This window comes from Tunturibacter empetritectus (genome assembly GCF_040358985.1).
Lineage (GTDB): Bacteria > Acidobacteriota > Terriglobia > Terriglobales > Acidobacteriaceae > Edaphobacter > Edaphobacter empetritectus.
In genome coordinates this window covers 2,800,645-2,817,765 of sequence record NZ_CP132932.1, presented here as the reverse complement: position 1 = coordinate 2,817,765, position 17,121 = coordinate 2,800,645, and the positions used below count along the sequence as shown (strand labels likewise).

Annotated in this window: 16 protein-coding genes and 1 tRNA gene; 4 read left to right on the top strand and 13 right to left on the bottom strand. The window is 57.9% G+C overall.

The window, feature by feature from the left end:
• Positions 1-8 precede the first annotated feature (8 nt).
• Positions 9-911, top strand: coding sequence for an efflux RND transporter periplasmic adaptor subunit (locus tag RBB75_RS11630; protein ID WP_353068185.1), 903 nt, complete (start codon positions 9-11; stop codon positions 909-911).
• Positions 908-3,058 carry an HlyD family efflux transporter periplasmic adaptor subunit gene (locus RBB75_RS11625; RefSeq protein WP_353068184.1) on the top strand — a complete coding sequence of 717 codons (2,151 nt, stop codon included), beginning with the start codon at positions 908-910 and terminating at the stop codon, positions 3,056-3,058. Before RBB75_RS11630 ends, RBB75_RS11625 begins: the two co-directional genes overlap by 4 nt.
• A 163-nt stretch (positions 3,059-3,221) precedes the next feature.
• On the opposite strand, the gene RBB75_RS11620 is transcribed toward RBB75_RS11625, so the two are convergent.
• The 10 genes from RBB75_RS11620 to RBB75_RS11575 form a co-directional block, all read right to left on the bottom strand.
• Positions 3,222-3,506 (bottom strand): hypothetical protein, encoded by a 285-nt coding sequence (locus tag RBB75_RS11620; RefSeq protein ID WP_179636741.1) that lies wholly within the window; start codon positions 3,504-3,506, stop codon positions 3,222-3,224.
• Positions 3,507-3,700: 194 nt separating this feature from the next.
• On the bottom strand, positions 3,701-5,113 hold the full coding sequence (locus RBB75_RS11615; RefSeq protein ID WP_179636739.1) for a sigma 54-interacting transcriptional regulator: 1,413 nt from the start codon (positions 5,111-5,113) through the stop codon (positions 3,701-3,703).
• A gap of 127 nt (positions 5,114-5,240) precedes the next feature.
• Positions 5,241-6,923: an energy transducer TonB gene (locus tag RBB75_RS11610; protein WP_179636738.1), complete on the bottom strand. Its 1,683-nt coding sequence runs from the start codon at positions 6,921-6,923 to the stop codon at positions 5,241-5,243.
• A 58-nt stretch (positions 6,924-6,981) separates the two neighbouring features.
• Positions 6,982-7,863, bottom strand: coding sequence for a signal peptidase I (lepB, locus tag RBB75_RS11605; RefSeq protein ID WP_353068183.1), 882 nt, complete (start codon positions 7,861-7,863; stop codon positions 6,982-6,984).
• Positions 7,860-8,690 carry a ribonuclease III gene (rnc, locus tag RBB75_RS11600; protein WP_353068182.1) on the bottom strand — a complete coding sequence of 277 codons (831 nt, stop codon included), beginning with the start codon at positions 8,688-8,690 and terminating at the stop codon, positions 7,860-7,862. The genes lepB and rnc overlap by 4 nt, the downstream gene beginning before the upstream one ends.
• A gap of 219 nt (positions 8,691-8,909) precedes the next feature.
• On the bottom strand, positions 8,910-10,637 hold the full coding sequence (locus RBB75_RS11595) for a tetratricopeptide repeat protein (protein WP_353068181.1): 1,728 nt from the start codon (positions 10,635-10,637) through the stop codon (positions 8,910-8,912).
• A gap of 145 nt (positions 10,638-10,782) precedes the next feature.
• Positions 10,783-11,442, bottom strand: a complete 660-nt coding sequence (locus RBB75_RS11590) for a haloacid dehalogenase type II (RefSeq protein ID WP_353068180.1) — start codon at positions 11,440-11,442, stop codon at positions 10,783-10,785.
• 140 nt (positions 11,443-11,582) lie between these two features.
• Positions 11,583-11,942: a nuclear transport factor 2 family protein gene (locus RBB75_RS11585; RefSeq protein WP_353068179.1), complete on the bottom strand. Its 360-nt coding sequence runs from the start codon at positions 11,940-11,942 to the stop codon at positions 11,583-11,585.
• Between the two features lie 50 nt (positions 11,943-11,992).
• On the bottom strand, positions 11,993-12,676 hold the full coding sequence (locus tag RBB75_RS11580) for a zf-HC2 domain-containing protein (RefSeq protein ID WP_353068178.1): 684 nt from the start codon (positions 12,674-12,676) through the stop codon (positions 11,993-11,995).
• Complete coding sequence (locus RBB75_RS11575) at positions 12,673-13,389, bottom strand: RNA polymerase sigma factor (protein WP_353068177.1); 717 nt, start codon at positions 13,387-13,389, stop codon at positions 12,673-12,675. Before RBB75_RS11575 ends, RBB75_RS11580 begins: the two co-directional genes overlap by 4 nt.
• A 210-nt stretch (positions 13,390-13,599) precedes the next feature.
• Here RBB75_RS11575 and RBB75_RS11570 point away from each other — a divergent pair.
• A tRNA-Ala gene (locus tag RBB75_RS11570) sits at positions 13,600-13,675 on the top strand.
• A gap of 264 nt (positions 13,676-13,939) precedes the next feature.
• The gene (locus RBB75_RS11565) at positions 13,940-14,197 is read left to right on the top strand and encodes a hypothetical protein (protein ID WP_353068176.1); all 258 of its coding nucleotides are present in this window, start codon (positions 13,940-13,942) and stop codon (positions 14,195-14,197) included.
• Positions 14,198-14,382: 185 nt separating this feature from the next.
• Here the strand turns inward: RBB75_RS11565 and RBB75_RS11560 are convergent, their stop codons facing one another.
• The 3 genes from RBB75_RS11560 to RBB75_RS11550 form a co-directional block, all read right to left on the bottom strand.
• Positions 14,383-15,021 (bottom strand): TetR/AcrR family transcriptional regulator, encoded by a 639-nt coding sequence (locus RBB75_RS11560; RefSeq protein ID WP_353068175.1) that lies wholly within the window; start codon positions 15,019-15,021, stop codon positions 14,383-14,385.
• A 145-nt stretch (positions 15,022-15,166) separates the two neighbouring features.
• Entirely contained in the window at positions 15,167-16,384 is a 1,218-nt protein-coding gene (locus RBB75_RS11555; RefSeq protein WP_353068174.1) for an esterase, read from the bottom strand.
• A gap of 190 nt (positions 16,385-16,574) precedes the next feature.
• Positions 16,575-16,757, bottom strand: coding sequence for a hypothetical protein (locus tag RBB75_RS11550; RefSeq protein WP_179636729.1), 183 nt, complete (start codon positions 16,755-16,757; stop codon positions 16,575-16,577).
• Positions 16,758-17,121: the final 364 nt, after the last annotated feature.

The window sequence follows — 17,121 nt, the reverse complement described above, 5'->3', positions numbered from 1 at the left end:
GGATCAGGATGAAGCATCTTTTTGCGGTGATGATTGCGACGGCGGCTTTGCTGGTGAGTCTTGGTTGCGCTCCGAGTAAGGCGCAGCTGCCCGCCGCGCCGGTTCAGGTAGCGCACAGCACGGAGACGGCGAAGTCTCAGCTGACTAAGAACGTGCCGCCGCCGCACGAGCTCGTGGTCAGCGGCCCGATTACGCTGGAGCAGCAACTGGATATTGTGGCTCTTCGATCCGGGGTGATCGTGATGCTTCCTGTGGACGTAGACACGGTGGTGCAGAAGGGTCAGTTGCTGGCCGGTCTGGACGCGCGTCAGTTGGAGGCGGATCGCAATACGGCTAGGTATAAGGTCGAGAGTCTTGAAGCAGACCTGAAGAACTGGCAGTCTGAGCTGCAAGTTCGTGAGACCGATATGCGCCGGGCGGAGGCGATGCATAAGGAAGGCATCACAACCCAGGAGGCGTATGACCACAGCCGCTACGAGGTTGCCGCGAGCCAGTTTGAAGTGGAGCGGCAGCGCGGAGAGATGCTGAGCGCAAAGGCTAACCTGCAGTCCATCGATCTGGAGTTGGAGAAGACAAGATTCGTAGCGCCTTTCAAAGGGGTGGTGGCGCAACGCTATGTGCGGCTTGGCCAATACGTAACGACCGGAGATAAGCTTTTTCGGGTGATGGGCGCGTCGCCGCTCGAGGTGCGATTCACTCTGCCCGGGGCAGAGGCAGTTCTGTTGAAGCGTGGGGATTTGGTGACCGTATCGGCAACACCCGAGTTTCAGCAGGCGACCGATGCGACGGTGACACATGTAAGTCCCGTCGTCGACCCGGGCAGCGGCACGATTGAGGTGACTGCGGTGTTGAAGAACCGGCTGCCGGGACTTATCCCTGGCACGGTCGCCTCAATACGGATTGCGAGATGAATCTCGCCGAAGCATTCAACGCGGCGCTGCCCGATCTGCCTGCACGCAGAGGCCGGACCGCGCATCCGAAGCTGAACCCTGCGCTGGTGTTCCGCGAAAATATTGAGGATGGCAATCCGATTATTGTTGCCCTCATCCGCGGCACGGACAAGATCTTTCGGTTCAGCCTGGAGCAGTGGCGAATTGTGGAGTTGTTCGATGGAACACGCGCGTACGAAGACGTAACTAAGGCCCATGCAGAGCTCTATAACGTGGTCTACAGCACGGATGATCTGAAGGAGTTTGCCGGCGGCCTGGACGACGCTGACTTCTGGTACAAGACGCCGCTGGAAAAGAATATTGCGCTGCAGCAGAAGCTTGAAAGCAGCCGGCATCAACATACGCATCGCAAATCGAAGTGGGGCGACATCTCACACATGCAGTTTTCGGCGTGGGATCCTGACCGGTACTTCAATTGGATCTATCCTTATTCGCGATGGATTTACTCGCGATGGTTTACGGCACTCACGCTGCTTCTGTTTGGGTTCATGATGACTTTGTTCATCGCTAACTGGAGCCAGATTGGTCGAGATACGGTTCAGTTCTATACGTTCACGGAGAAGAGCGCGGGCGATCTTGCGGAGTTCTGGATTCTGTTTTTGATACTGGGCTTTTTTCATGAGTCTGCGCATGGGCTGACCTGCAAGCACTACGGAGCGGAGGTCCACGCGATGGGCTTTCATCTTATCTTTCTGACTCCGGCATTTTTTGTGGATGTCAGTGAGGCCTGGGTTTACGCAAACCGCTGGCAACGTCTGGTTACGATCATCGCCGGGATATGGGTGGAGATGATCTTCTGTGCTTTTGCGACGATCGTGTGGTGGGGTACCCCTGCGGGAAGCGATGCGCACGACCTTGCTTACAAGATCATGCTGTTGACTGGTGTCGCGGTGATCGTTGTGAATATGAATCCGCTGATCAAGCTGGATGGCTACTACGCTTTTTCTGAGGTGATTGGCTTCTCGGATATCAAGGAGAAGTCGACGGCGTATCTCTCGGGTTTGGTCAGGGGGAGGATCTTCGGGCTTCCGGTCGAGGTAGAGTATGTGCCCAGGCGCAGGCGTTTCGGCTATCTTGCGTATGCCATTCTCTCTGGTGTTTATAGCTACAGTCTTCTCTACACGGTGATACGGTTCAGTCATAATGTCTTTCTGAAGTACAGTCCCGACTGGGCGTTTCTGCCTGCCCTGGCGTTGGGTATGGTCATCTTCCGCTCGCGTATTCGCATCTTTCTGAGGTTCGCTCAAACCGTGTATCTGGATAAAAAAGACCGGGTTCGATCGTGGATCACCGCTACTCGCTTGAGTGTGGCTGCGGCTGTTCTCCTTGTTGTTTTGTTTGCGCCGGTTTTGCATGAGACGGTGAGCGCCAGGTTTGTTCTGGAGCCAAGCCGGCGTGAGGTGGTGAGAACGATTGTTCCTGGCCGGGTTGCGGAGGTTCTGGTTGCTGAGGGACAGAGTGTTGCGGCAGGCGAGCCATTGGTCAGAATGCAAAATGCGCAGGTAGATGCCGGGCGTACAAGGTCGCAGGAGGACTTTGCACTTACCGGGGTGAAACGGGTGCAGGCTCAACTTACGCAAGCCGATCTCGGGGCTGTGTCCCAGGAGCATACCCGCGCGGGAGTAGAGCGAACCATTGCAGAGGAGGAGACTGCCCAACTTGCTCCGAGTGCGCCGGTGGCGGGTACGGTGATGACGCCGCATCTGCGGGATCTTGCGGGCACCTACCTGGATGCGGGAGCGGCGATTGCAGAGATTGGCGAGACCGAACAGATGCGGGTTCGCATGTTCGTCGTGGAATATGCAGTGCCACGGGTGCGGAACGGAGCCAAGGTTCATCTGCTGGTGGATGGACGATTCTCGCCGGCATACACTCGCGTTGAGGATATGCAGCCGGCACCGGAGGTTTTGGCGCCTGCGCTCGAGGGAATCAAGAAGGGCAAAGAGGGAGACATTCTGAAGTACTACGTGGCCGATGCGTTGATACCCAACGATGGGACTCTGCACGATGGGATGACTGGAACTGCAAAGATTGCGGTGCGAAGTCGAAGCGTGATGGGGCTCATGGGCAAAGAGGTACGGGAGTTTTTTGATCGGAAGATCTGGTGAGGGAGAGCTTAACGAGAAGGAGGAAGAGCCTTAACTCTTCCTCCTTTACGTACTTCGGCAAGAGAACCAAGAACGAACTTCCAAAGAAACATCACAGCCCTAAAGAACCGCAAAGCGTGCAATCACATCTGGATGGAGAGGCCCAATTGGCAGATATCTGCTTCTAAAAGTCCACTGCTCTCTTGGAGAGAGCCACTTTGGACAGGTGGGCTTGCTTGGAAAGCGAGATCTGCTTGGACAGGTGAGCTTGCTTGGACAGCGAGATCTGTTTGGACAGGTGAGCTTGCTTGGACAGGGAGACGCCGCCAGCGGCCTTCTTTGCCAGCATGACGCGGCTGGCGACTGGAGCGTTCGATACGGAAACGTCTGACTTGGCGCTCTTGGTGGCTGGGGCAGACTTCTTGGTTGATTCGAGGTTGCTGATCAATGATTTCTTCTGGATAGCCATGATGTGTTTCCTCCGAATGTCTGAATCAGCTAGTTGCTGTTGCCATACATCGCTGCAATCCCCGTGCCAAACGCTAATGAGCTCGTTCCATGCGAAAACAGGGTGATTTTGTGGGGTCTCCTGCTCTGCTGCTGTCTTCTATGTCTCCAATAGCCTGAGCCTGGGGGCAAATTTAACCTGGCTAGGGTTAAATTTTAACCCTCCTGACTGAGCTGATATTTGCGACAGAGATACTTCATCTTTTCCTTGGAGATCTGCAACAGGGCGGCGGCTCCGTTCTTAGTGCCAGCCCTGCGCAGGGCCGCCGTCAGATAGGCGACTTCGATACGGGCTAACTCATCGTCGAGATCGAGGCCGTCGGCAGGGACCAGGATCTCATCCTGCTTGGCCTTATTCTCGTACAGCACTTTGTCGGGGAGATGCTGAACTTCAATCAGATCGCCATCGACCATGAGGGCCAGACGCTGGGCCAGATTTTCCAGTTCTCTTACGTTCCCCGGCCAGGTGCTGGTCTCGAGCACCTGCAAGGCCTCGGGCGAAAAGCGCTTCTGCGGCAGATCCCCTGCGGTGCAATACATCCTGAGATAGTGGTCCAGCAGGAGAGGCACATCTCCTGTGCGCTCCCTCAAGGGCGGAAGGAAGACAGGGATGACGCAGATCCGGTAGTAGAGGTCTTCGCGGAACTGACCCCTTTTCACCATCTGGTCGAGGTCGTCGTTGGTCGCGGCGATCAGTCTGAAGTCTATCTTCCGCGGACTTTTGCCGCCGATTCGCTGGACGACCCTCTCCTGAAGCACGCGGAGCAGCTTGCTCTGGAGCGGCAGGCTGAGTGAGCCGATCTCGTCGAGGAATAATGTCCCGCCGTCGGCTAACTCAATCTGTCCGGGATGGGTGGCGTGAGCACCGGTGAAGGATCCTTTTTCGTGGCCGAAGAGCTCGGACTCCATCAGGGTCTCGGGGAGAGCGGCGCAGTTGACGCTGATTATGGGCTGATTGCGGCGGGGGCTTAAGGAGACGATGGCGCGAGCTGCGAGTTCTTTCCCGGTGCCGCTCTCTCCGCGCAGCATGACGGTGCTGTTGCTCGCTGCTACGCGGCGGAGGATGTCATAGACACGCTGCATGGCTTCGCTGGCGCCGATCATCTCGCAGAAGGTGCTCTTGCGCGCGATCTCGCTGCGAAGCTGGTTTGCTTCGAGCCGCTCGCGATGGCGGGCACCTGCCTCCAGGAGGTACTCCCGGAGTTCGGGAAAGTCTACCGGCGCGAGGAGGAACTCGTCTCCGCCAGCTTTTTTTGTACGCTGACGGGCGTTTCGCAGAGGGGTGCGCGAGATGGCGAGGCATAGAATCTGCGGCGCGGCAGCACGCACGGATTCGATGTAGGCAAAGACGTCGGTGCCGTTGGGGACGATCGTGTCGAGATCGATGACGACGATCTCGGGGGCTTGCTCGGCGAGGCTTTGGAAGAGGGCTACTGAATCGGGAGCCATGCGGATGAAGAACGCCGGTGCCAGCTCCTGGCCGATATCAAGAAGAGCCGCGTCATCGCTGGTTGCAAAGAGCAGCTTTAGTCCGTCATGGGGTCCTTCTGCCGTTGCAATCTTTGCCACGTACAGCCTCAGTTGGAAAGAGTTGATTCGACATTACAGCAAAGCTGCGACGATTTCGGAATTTATCTTGTGAACTGTGCCTTGATCATGGCTCTGACTTATTGGGCGACTTGAAGGTTCCCGGAGTTCAGCGCACCTCGGCGGTAAACTGCCTCACCCACTCGTGTCCCTTCAGTACGAACATGCCTGAGTCAACCGTCCCGACGGGGCCCAGGTCGTTGACGTCGATCCGCATTGCGAGCTTGCCTCCATCCAGCACATCCACCCTTCGCGCTACCTTTATACCGTTGAAGTCGCTAAAGTTCATTCTTCGCGTCTCTAACCCATTCCCATAGGTCTTTACTAGTTGCCCTATCTGATCGAACCAATAGCCATTGAACTGCTTTGCGTCTGGTATGCCGTCGGGGCTCTCGTATCCTCTCGCCACCCGGATGGTTGGGTTCCCGTCAATTGTGTCGCGCTTGATCCTCCAGTCTGACTCGACGAATGTGTCGTCGGCCGGTATTGGCTCCATGTCTACTAGAACGATCCGCAGGAGTCCTGCCATTGGACCCTCCGTAAGCAGATAGCGCTTATCGCCATTCCGGCTACGCACGACGCGGCTGGCACCCAGCGCCGCTTCGCGCCGCCACTGAGTGGCGCTCACCCATGTGTCGGTATAGTTTCCAGTTTCCAAATTGCCTGAACTTCCGCGAATCTTGAACTCCGCTCGAACCACATACGACGGACCAGATCCCGCGGCGGGAAAACTAGCCTTCCTGCCACGATCAAAGTAGGTTCGCGCAGTCTCGAAGCTCTCTACTCCGGTGGGTCGCACGGTCTTGAACGGGATCGTGACTGTTGTTACAACCTGAACCGGCAATCCATCGAAGACATACGGCTTGAAGTTCATATTCGTGATTCGCTGACGAGCCGAGTCATTGAGTCCTGGGTTGTCGCTAAGAACGCTGCCGATATCTCGGATCGTGCCTTCGCGATCGATAACTACTTTCGCCATCAATACACCTTCCAAGGGACCTTGCTCCAGCGGCGGCCATTCAGCAATATTCTGCGGGAGGAGATTCTTTCGCATCGCTAGTTCGTCGACCACTCTTGTCTGCAAGATGGGATCACCAGCGCTTGTTCCTATATCGAAGAGCTGCGGTGTTGTGTCTTTCAAGTCTTCGAGCAAGATAACCTTCGCGGTGACCTCGGCTCCGCTGCCACCTGACGTAACCTTGCGGGCGATACTCCGCCCGTGAAAATCGGCTACGTCTTGAAGGCCCGCCTCGTATCCTAGTCCGCTTACAAAAGACACACCGCTTGCACCGAGATAGATCCCCGCTCCAATTCCCTTCGAGACAACCCCGTCGCTTCCCATCTCGACCCAACTGATGTGTGTTTGTCCGACGAGAGTCTTCTCTTCTCCCGTTCTCACATTTGCGAGCAGCCTCTCCAGGTCGGGCACCGGTTTGACCAGCGCCACGGCTGTTTCGCGCAGCCATTCCGGAAAGTATTCGCCTTTATTTTTCTGCCGGTCTTTCCCATCGTTCACGATCTCGATCTGGTGGAACTCCGGAGACTTTACCTCTCTCCGCCACCTGCCAGGTCCGGCCCACCAAATCTCTACTTCACCTGTTCGTCCTGATGCTTTGTCTCGCTCGAAGCTTGGTGCTAGCACAGCCTTCAGGTGAAATGGCTTAGTCCCTGGCTGATCCAATGTATTTTGCTCTACTGCCTTCTTCACTTTTGCAGTTAGATCTTCAGCTCGCATTGTGACGGGGCACACCACAGCCGCCACCATCACCGCTGCTACTAGTCTCTTTCGCATTGCTGAACTTTACACGCTTTGGCAAGCGTGAAAAAGCAATATGAGACGATCCACACGGCTAGCGGACGACCTGGAAGGTGCGGCCCCAGCGGGCGAAGTCGACTACGGAGTCTATTTTGCCGGGGTGACGGCGGGTGGTGGCGGTGGCGGATTGGGCTATGCTGGCGTCGTTGCCGCCGTAGCCGTCGGTGTCGTCGGCTCCGTGGGGCTGAAGGGAGAAGTAGATGAGCAGGGGTTTGCCTACGATGGCTTCGCGGGGGACGAAGCCCCAGTAGCGGCTGTCTTCGCTGTCGTTGCGGTTGTCGCCGAGGACAAAGTAGTTGCCGATGGGGATGATGAGCTCGTTGTTTTCGATGAGGGAGCGCATGCGGATCCACCAGTGGGAGTCGATCTCGGGGTCGGCACTCTGGAGACGGGGGAAGTTGTCGCGGAAGTTGTCTGGTGGGCTGGGGCGGTAGACGGCGTAAGGCTCAGTGAGGGCGTGTCCGTTGATGTAGACGCGGCCATCGCGGAGGCGGAGATGGTCGCCGGGGAGTCCGATGACGCGCTTGACGAGGTGGAGGGTGGCGTCGACGGGATCGTGAAAGACGATAACGTCGCCGCGGCGAATGGCGGCGGCGGGAAGGAGGGTGCCGGCGCCGTCGGGTGCCACGGCCTGCTTATCGACGAGGAGGAAGTCGCCGACGAGGAGGGTGGACTCCATGGATTCGGAGGGGATGCGGAAGGGTTGTACGCAGAAGGTGATGATGAAGATGGCAATGACGATGAGGTGCAGAAGGGATTGGAGCGCGGTGAAGACGCTGGGCCGGTCGTGGTGGGCTAAGTGATGCCGGTGGGTTGAAGGGTGGCTGGGCAGCGGCGGACGGGCCTGTGGGGTGCCGGACGTGACGGAAGAGCTGTGGGTTCCGGGACGGCAGGAGGCGACGGCGGGCTGGGTCATTCGACCACCTCCGCGGTTACTTCCAGGGCGGCGGCTTCGGCGACGAGGCGGGCTTCGGCGACAAGACGCTCGAATGCCAGGCGCGCTGCGGCTTGCTGGGCTTGTTTCTTGGTGGAGCCTTCGGATTCGGCTAGTGCACGGGAGACGCCGGATTTGTCTTCGATGCGGACTTCGACGCGAAAGCGCTTCTGATGGTCGGGTCCGCTCTGGTCGGTGAGAACGTACTGGGGCTGGCCTGCGCCGGTGGCTTGCAGATGCTCCTGTAGGGCGGATTTGTGATCGCCGATGGCGCCGCTGAAGGTCTTGCTGCCCTGGAGGGCTAGGTTGAGGTCGGGGAGAGCGGGTTCGATGATGTGTCTTTCGATGAAGGCGCGGGCGGCGTCAAGGCCTCCGTCGAGATAGAGGGCTGCGATGACGGCTTCAAGGGCATTGGCCAGGAGCGCGGGCTTCTTGCGGCCGCCGCTTTGTTCTTCGCCGCGACCGAGACGGAGGAGCGAGCCGAGGTCGATGCGTGCGGCTACCTCGCCGAGGTGGCTGCGGCTGACGAGGGAGGCGCGGAGGCGGGTGAGTTCGCCCTCGCGAGAGGCTGGGAAACGACGGAAGAGAGCTTCGGCGACGGCGAGACCGAGGACGGCATCGCCGACGAACTCAAGCTGCTCGTTGTCGGCGGCGGGGTCGGGGAGAGTCTCGGGGCTGGTCTCATAGGCGAGCGAACGGTGAGTGAGAGCCCAGGTGAGGAGTTCGGGACGCTGGAAGATGTGATCGAACAGGGCCGGAGGGGCGGCGTTCGACTGCGATCGTCCGGGCTTTTTGTGGCGCGTCGTCATAGAACTTCCCTGCTCTACTTTACCGGACCGAGATGGTCCCGTGCTAAGGGGTAGACGCTCGTTGGTAAAGGAATGAAGCGGTTTTTCAGGGAAAGCTTACTCTTGCGGATGGGAGCAAAGACAGAAACGAGTTGACGGGATAGAAAGCGAAAGCAAATGCGGGGATTCTTCGCTGCGCTCAAAATGACGACGCAAGAACAAGCAAATGCAACGGCATCCCTAATGCGGGGGCGGGGGGCGGTAGGCGTCTTTTTCGGCTTTGCCACTGGGGTCCAATGGGGCGTCGTCGTCTTCTTCCTGTTGGTGGGCGACCTTTGGCGCGATGAAGGGCTCTTTGATTCCCTTTTCGGCGGCGGCTTTAGTGTCGGGCTGGGCATCGCGGACGGTGAGCGCGGCCTGATACTCGGCGACGGCCTTCTTGCGATCATCTTTGACGTCGTAGAGACGGCCTAAGTAGATGTGCGACCAGGCGAGGGTTCGGGGGTCCTTGGAGGAGTCGAGCACCTCTTGAAAGTCGGCGAAGGCGGCCCCGGGCTGGCGCTGCATGAGGTTGACGCGGGCGAGGACGTAGTGGGCCTGGGCATGGTCGCCTTTGGGGTCGGCGAGAACTTTGTTGGCGATGTCGGAGGCACCGTCGAGGTCGCCCTTGAAGATCTTCTCTTCGGCCAGTTGCAGGCCCGTGAGCTGCTGGGGGGCGCGACGAAGAACATCGCGGCTGCCGGAGGGCAGAAAGGCGATCTGCTGGGCATGATGGCGCTCCCGCTCTACGTCCATACCGTAGACCATCTCGCCCATGTACTCCTTGAGGCTGACGGACTCCTTCTCCATCTGGCCGACCTGGTTGTAGAAGTACTCGGTGAGGATCCAGCCCTGACGCATGGCGAAGTCGACGGCTTTGCGGCGGGTGGCTTCGGCTTCGCGATCGTAGGCGCTAAGGTCGGCGTTGTACTGCTCGATCTCGGCGCGCTGCTTGACCGCGGTGGGCTTGGTTGGTTTGGAGATGCCGACATCCATGGTTCTGTCTTCGACCGCTTTGATGAGGCACTCGGTGATGAGAGGAACGATCTCAGTCTTGTAGACGTAGTCGAGGGGCGCGTCCTGAACGGCTTTGAGCAGAGGCTGGAGGCGCTCCATGGCGGAGGCGCGGGAGTAGACCAGAGGCTCAATCTCGTAGTGAAGATAGCTGTGGCGGATGTCGTCCATGTGGACTGCGCCGAGAGGTTCGGCCGAGGGCGAGGTGACGACGATGTAGTCGTTGGAGTAGATGCGGGCGTTAGTGGTGGAGGGAGAGAGCATGGGCTCGAGGAGGACGAGGAAGCGGCGCCCATCGTAGCTGCTGACTGGAAGGTGGAGGTAGACGTTCGTGTTGAGGATCGTGCGTGTAAGGGGATCGTGGACGCGCTTGAGGAGGTCTTCGTACTCGGGACGATGTTCGATCCAGATGGCGTGGAGGTGGACGTCGTCGGCGAAGGTTCTTAGCAAGGGAAGAATGTTGACGACCTGGGTGGAGTCGGGAGGCAGCTCTGTCTCGCCGACGATGGGGGAGAGGGTTGGGGGCGGAGATAGATAAAGAGCGAGCGAGATGTACTGGGCAAGGTTGAGACTGGCGTCGTTCAGGGTGTGCTCGCGGACGTAGCCGCAGAGTGCGTCCCTGCTGGTGCGGGCTTCGGGAGAGGCGGCAACCTGCGCGTTGATGTCATCGCGAATCCTCAGGCGTACTGGGGCGGAGTTGGCGAGGTCAGCGTCGTAGCCGCAAACGTTGAGCGCAACGGCGAGGTAGAAGAGAGGCTCGCTGGTTTCCAGAGTGATGGCCGAACCGCCGGCTTCGGGTTGAGCAATGCGGGGGGCGGATTTGGTGGGGGGTTCTTTGGAGATGGTCGTGTCGGTTGCGCCCTCGGAGCTGCTGCTTGAGGAGCTTGACTGTGCCCTGACAGCGAGAGGCGTCAAGAAAAGGGATGACGCGAGACACACGGAGAGAAAGGCGGGATGGTGCCAGGAAGACGGCTTTACTGAAAAGGACACGATAGATTCGACGCTCACGTGAAGTTTATGGGAGCGGGGGCAGGGGTGGCAACTTACCGTCTGAGAGCTTTCAGCCAACAAAACTCAATAGGCCTGAGAGGTCGGGTGTTACGACATCCGGCTGTGCATCGAGATCGTCCAGGGGCGCATTGGCACGATTCACCCAAACGGTGGGATAGCCAAACCACTTCGCACCCACGGCGTCCCATGGAGCGAATGCGGCGAAAGCTATCTCTTCTCGTTTCAACCCAAACGCATCCGGCCCCATCTGATAAGCACTCGGGCTTGGTTTATATGCTCTGACTCGGTCAGTGGTCAGGTGCGGTTCAAAGTAGTCGACGAGATTGGCTGCTTTGATGTTCGTCTCCAACATCGCTTCAGTGAAGTTAGACAGAAAGACCATTCTGATGCCACGGCGACGGAGCTCTTTGAGAGCTGCAGGCACATCGGGCCAGAGTGGGAACGAGCGATACGTCTGCATCAAGTCGTCGCGTTGCGCGGTTGTGAGCGACAGCTTCATAGCGCTGGCAGTGTATTGGAGCGAGTCTTCGGTGACTTGCCAAAAATCCTTGTACTGATTGCCGAGAGTGCGAAGCCAGGTGTATTCGAACTGGCGTGTTCGCCAGAGATTCATGAACTCCGCGCCTCTGCCGGGAAACTCGTTCTGCACCTGCACCGCGACAGGGCGTGGATCGAAGATCACGAATCCGTCGAACGCGATCGCTTTCATGCGCTTTTGATTAGTGGACGGTTGTGCCTCAGCGGGAAGCACCGATCCTATCGAGGCTACAGCCAACATATTCACGAACTCTCTGCGCTTCATAGGGCGTTTTCGGGCACGAAGGCACCTATCTTCCGTAGCTACAGGGTTCAGGAAGCAGCGTGGTCGCGGATGTGCATGCTGCGTATGAGGCCATCCTGCACATGGTAGACGTGTTGCACCATCGTATCGACGAGGACTTTGCCGTTGAGGTCGCGAACGACCTGATGGACGTGAACGGTGGTGCGGCTATCGGATTCGGGTGTGAAGCCGGTTGGTTCGACGTGAGGGTCAAGGATGGCCCACTGGCGAGTCCAGTAGTCGCGAACCTCTGCGTGGCCGTGGGCACGACAGTTTTCCATCAGGTTGGGCCAGTCCACATCGGAGTGCATGAGGTTCAGGACGGCGTCGATGTCGCGGGCGTTGAAGTGTTTGTAGGCGGAGACGAGAAGTTCGCGGTCGGTCGGCATGGACTTCTACTTTTGCATGGACTTTCTACTTTATTGGGGTGATCGGCTTTCTAGCCGCGGACGGAGATGCCTGAGAAGGTCAACACGACGCGTCCGCGCACCGGAGCACCGAAGACGCTGGCCGGCTGGAAGACGCTGGTCAATAGCTGATCGACCACCTGGCTTTGGACCGCAGGACTCTCAGGCCCGGAGACCATGTGGTAGTCATAGACCTTCCCCTCTGAGTTCACAGAGGCCTCAACGACGATGACTCCATCGTGATCGGTGAGGATGGCGTGCGGGTTGACCGAGGAGTAGAGATAGTGGGGAGAGGTCATCGCGCCGAGGGGTTCGTCGTTTGCCATCACGGGCTCCGGCGCAGCAAAGAGCCCGAGGAGCAGCGCGATGCTGCCAACGAGTGCGACGGTGCCTGCGAAACCTGCGGAGACCTGGAGAAGCATAGGACGAGCCGTGTTGTCCCACTTGAGGGACAGGGTATCGATCCAACTGGATTTGCGCTTGGAATGTTCGTGCGAGATAGCCAGCCTAAGCCGGAGCGCCAAGTTAGCAGGCGCCTTCGCCGGTCCGACGCTTGAGAGAATGTGCTGCGTGGTACGCCAGGCGGCAAACTCGCGCTTGCAGTCGGAACAGCTTTCGAGATGCGACGCGATCTTATGCATCTGCTGTCCACTGACATCGCCGTCGAGATAGGCCGAGAAAGAAGACTGGCACTTCAGACAGGTTAGGGAGGTCATTGGGCCACCTCAAGCTTGGACGTTTGAGGGTCAGTGGAAGATGCAGAAGAAGATGCAGAATTAGCTGCGGCGATGACGCCGTCGGGGTTCAGGATTGCGCGAAGGGCGGAGCGGCCCCGGGTGAGTCGCGACTTGACGGTGCCAAGGTTGACGTTGAGGATTTCGGCAATCTCTTCATAGGCGAAGCCTTCGATCTCGCGCAGGATGACTACAGTGCGAAAGGCCTCGGGGATCTGGCGGAGAGCAGCTTCGACGCGCTCGCGAACTTCGGCTTGGGCGGCGTGGTCGAAGGGAGAGCCGGACTGATCTGCGAGTGTTGATGCGAGGCTGAGGTGACTGTTTTCCGCATCGGGATCGGATTCGAAGGAGGAGTCGATGGTGATCTCCTGCTTCTTGTGTCGGGACCACCATCGTCTCTGGTTGGAGGCCTCGTGGAGCGCGATGCGATAGAGCCAAGTGCGCAGGCTGGCCTCGCCGTGAAAGCCGCGAATGCTGCGGAATACCTTGATGAAGACTTCCTGGGTGATGTCTGAGGCGTCGGCGGGGTCGTTGAGGCTGCGTGCGATGAGCGAATAGAGGGGCTGATGGTACTGCGCGATGAGCACAGCGAACGCCTCCTCGGAGCCGGCCTTGAGGTCAGCGATGAGAGCGACGTCTTCTGTTGTGATGCCAATCGCACTGACTAGATTGCCCACTATCGTGCCCGCCTGCATATCGGGTGTCCTTTACATTACGACGTGATGAATCGCTATGCAACTTTCGAGCATGCGACGCTCCAAAAAGGTGTTAGAAACTGCGCCGCCGGCGGCCGAGTGCTCGCTCACTCTATTAGCTTTAGACACCGGGAGGGGGGAGATAAGTTCCCGCGCACGTTGACTAATATCGCGCTCTCGGCCAGAATAGAAAGAGTCCTTCCTGAGAGTGGGCCTGTGGCGCAGCTGGGAGCGCGCTTCCATGGCATGGAAGAGGTCATCGGTTCGATCCCGATCAGGTCCACCAATAATCCAATTCAAAATCAGCAGCTTGCGGACAACGTTCGAGCATCAGAAGCTCTCAGATCGGGGCACGATAAGGGCACACGCTCAGAACAGGGCCAGTCCGTGCAACACGGTAAGCGAAACAAAAGCCCACCATTCAAGGTGGGCTTTCATATTTCTGGCCAGTTCAGCTGGCTATCTTGTGGACGGAGCCATGCCTGACGCAACAGCAGACCGGCCTGGATCGTCTTGCCGAGGCCGACTTCGTCCGCGATAAAGGGACGCGGTGGCCAGTTCCGATACCTCCGGGAGAGCGAAACGCATTCTCATCTTGGCCCCGAAGGCCGTGCTCAAGCAGTGGCAGTTCGAGATCCGCGAGAAGCCACGCTCGCTCGCCCCGGCCTCGAAAGCGAAGATCAAGAGCAGGATGTACTCGCTCTTTGAGCACGCAGCACGCCAAGCGCCACAAGTTTTGAGAGAGGAGATTTTAGAAATGAAGATCTTTGTAACGGGCGCCACGGGATTATCGGATTCGCGATTGTAAAGGAACTTGTGGCAGCAGGCCACCAAGTGACCGGCCTTGCTCGGTCCGAGGTATCTGGCAAGAGGTTGATTACGGCTGGAGCGCGAGTGCAGCTAGGTGCTAGCTCTGAGCGCCGGCCGCTGGTATATCCGCTTAGTTATAAGGGTGTACGCCGACAAAGAGCATGTTTGCCATCTCTTAGGCCGCTACGAGAAGTCGCTCATCGCTGAATTACCTGGCCACGCCAGCATAGCCGTAGAAGCTATAGCTGAGAGTTTTTCCTTCGTGGCACCGTCGCGAGCCAAGGTGGACATTCCCTGGATTACTGCCATAACGTGACCCGCCAGTGCGTCTGCATCGGCCGTGTGCCTGAGCTTGCTCATCGTTCGATCGCTGGTGATTTTCTTCCGCAGGCGCTTTTCGATGTTGATACGAATCTCTGCCAATGCTTTCTGCACGTCGGCAGCCGCAGGTGAGCAGCTGATCGCCGAACTCGCCAGCAAACATCCCGTTGGAGTGCTTTTCCCGGTAAATCCCGTCGCTGAAGCCTGTAGCAAGCCAGCCGCCGCATCGCGCGCAGTTGGTGCCTCATCGATGATTGACTCGGAGGTGACCGGGCCGGAAAGATAACACCGAAGCGCTTCAAGAAAAAGCTGCTTCTTGTCTCCGAACGCGGTATAGAGGCTAGGCGGCGTAATTCCCATGGCGGCGGTTAGATCATTGACCGAAGTAGCTTCGTATCCGTGCCGCCAGAACAGCAGCATCGCCTGATGCAGTGCGGCTTCGCGGTCAAAGCCCAGAGGTCGTCCTGGCTTGCGTCTCACTGAACTCACAGCCTTTTTCATAGTTATTACTATGAAACACTTGACGTGCATTTGCAAATAGGTCTACTCAATTTCGTAGTGAACACTAAGTTGACGCGGACATATGAGTTCGCAAAGAGAGGTGGGCTCTCGATACATATAGTTCTTGTCAACCAGATACACTAACTCACTTCACTTGAAACAATAGCGGAACGAACTTGCTTAGGTTGTCCCTCCAGACCATCCAGGCGTGCATGCCGGGTGTGGAGACAGCCATCGGCGTCATCCCGTTGCTTTTGAGCCAGGCGATGAACTTCTGGTTGGGATCGTACAGGCCGTCCTCGGTTCCGCAGGAGATCCATAGCAACTTCAATTTTGATTGCACCTGCGCGCCGGTCTTCGCGGTTATAGCCGGAAACAACGGCTCGAAGTGATCGCTTCCGACTCCGCCCGCGCTAAAGGCACCGATCCAGGCGAAGTCGTCAGTATGATTCAGTCCCACCAGCAGGGTCTCGGCGCCGCCCATCGAGAGGCCGGCGATAGCATGGTCTTCGCGTTTTTCCGAGAGCGGATACTCGACTTTCACGCGAGGCATCACCTCGGTATACAGCGCCGTCCCGAACTTCGTGAAGTTGCTTATCAACACGGCGGGGTCGCGCCAGGCCGCCCACCCCTGTTTGATGATGGACATGTCGCCGTAGCCCCACGGCATCACAACTATCATTGGCTTCGCTTTGCCAGTGGCGATCAGGTTGTCGAGGATGATGTTTGCCCTGCCCATAAACGTCCAGGCCGTGGGCTCATCACTGTAACCGTGCAGCAGGTAGAGCACTGGATACTTCTTCGTGCTGCGCGGATCAAATCCCGGCGGCGTATAGACGAAATACTGGCTGTTGATACCGACCACATCGGAACGGTAGTAATGGTGGTGCACCTCTCCGTGCGGCACGTCCGCATCTTCCCAGGGCATAGGAGGATGGCCGGGCACGAGGGCGACATTGTCGTTGCTGAAGAAGCTGGTTTTGATCAAGGTATTGTGCGGATCGAGAACCTTCGTTCCATCTACCGTGAAGGAATAGCTGTAATATTCTGGCGCCAACCCTGGAACTGTTGTCGTCCACATTCCATCGGCTCCTTTGATCATGGGAAGAGCGCCCTTTACGCCTTCGAGATCCAGTCCAACGCTCTGTGCATTCGGCGCGGCCAGCCGGAAGACCACCGACCCATCATCGTGAACCTCAGGAGTTGCAGCGGGCGCAGGAACCAACGGCACTGGCGCTGTTGGACGCGCGGCCGAAGCTGCAGGCTGCTGAGCCTGGATGGCGGTGGAAAAAATGCCAAGGGATGCAAATAACAATGAAGCCGCGAAAATGGATTGCGGACCTCTGGCGTGCAGACGAATCATGGAATACCCTTTCGACTTCAATCATCTTCGGTATAGCCGGCTGGCAACTTCGAAATGCCGGACGATTATAGCTTCCGCACATCACTGAACGCATCGCATAGCCGGGTCGGCTATGTCCGCCACACATCGGCAGCGATCTCACACAACTCGAACATATGGCCGCCAGAGACGCAGTCGCTTTCCGTGCCAACTATGCGTACGCCTGTTTTCGGGAGATGCGTCTCGACTCTGTGTTCTCGATGGCCTTCAGCACGCGCAGCACTTTGAAGGCTTTTTGTACTTCATCGATGGTCATCAGATCGAATCCACGCACAAAGCAAGCCGGATCGTTACGAGCGGCTTCGAGGGCACCTTCACCAATGTGCTCAATCACACGAACTTGGCCGACCCCACTCTCGATGCAGCTTCAGCAAGATCACGCGGGCGATAGGTTCTGACTCGGCGGAGACAGAACCGGCCAGATCTCTCTGCGGGTGATCTAGAGAGTACGCTGTTCTCGCGGAACCTACTCGGGCGTTGTCAATGTAGCTTATGACCTTCGTCTCCAAAGGAGTCGCGAGGTGCGAAAGGCAACCCCGTGAACCATCCTGAGTGGGTTCGACAGCCAAAGGATCGGTTCGTCAAAACTTCACCCCACGGACCGCACACCCCGAGGACACAAGCCGTGGACCAAACGCCCATCACATGCGGTAAGAACTGAAACAGAACTCCAGGCCTCGTCGCCATCGCATGCTGCT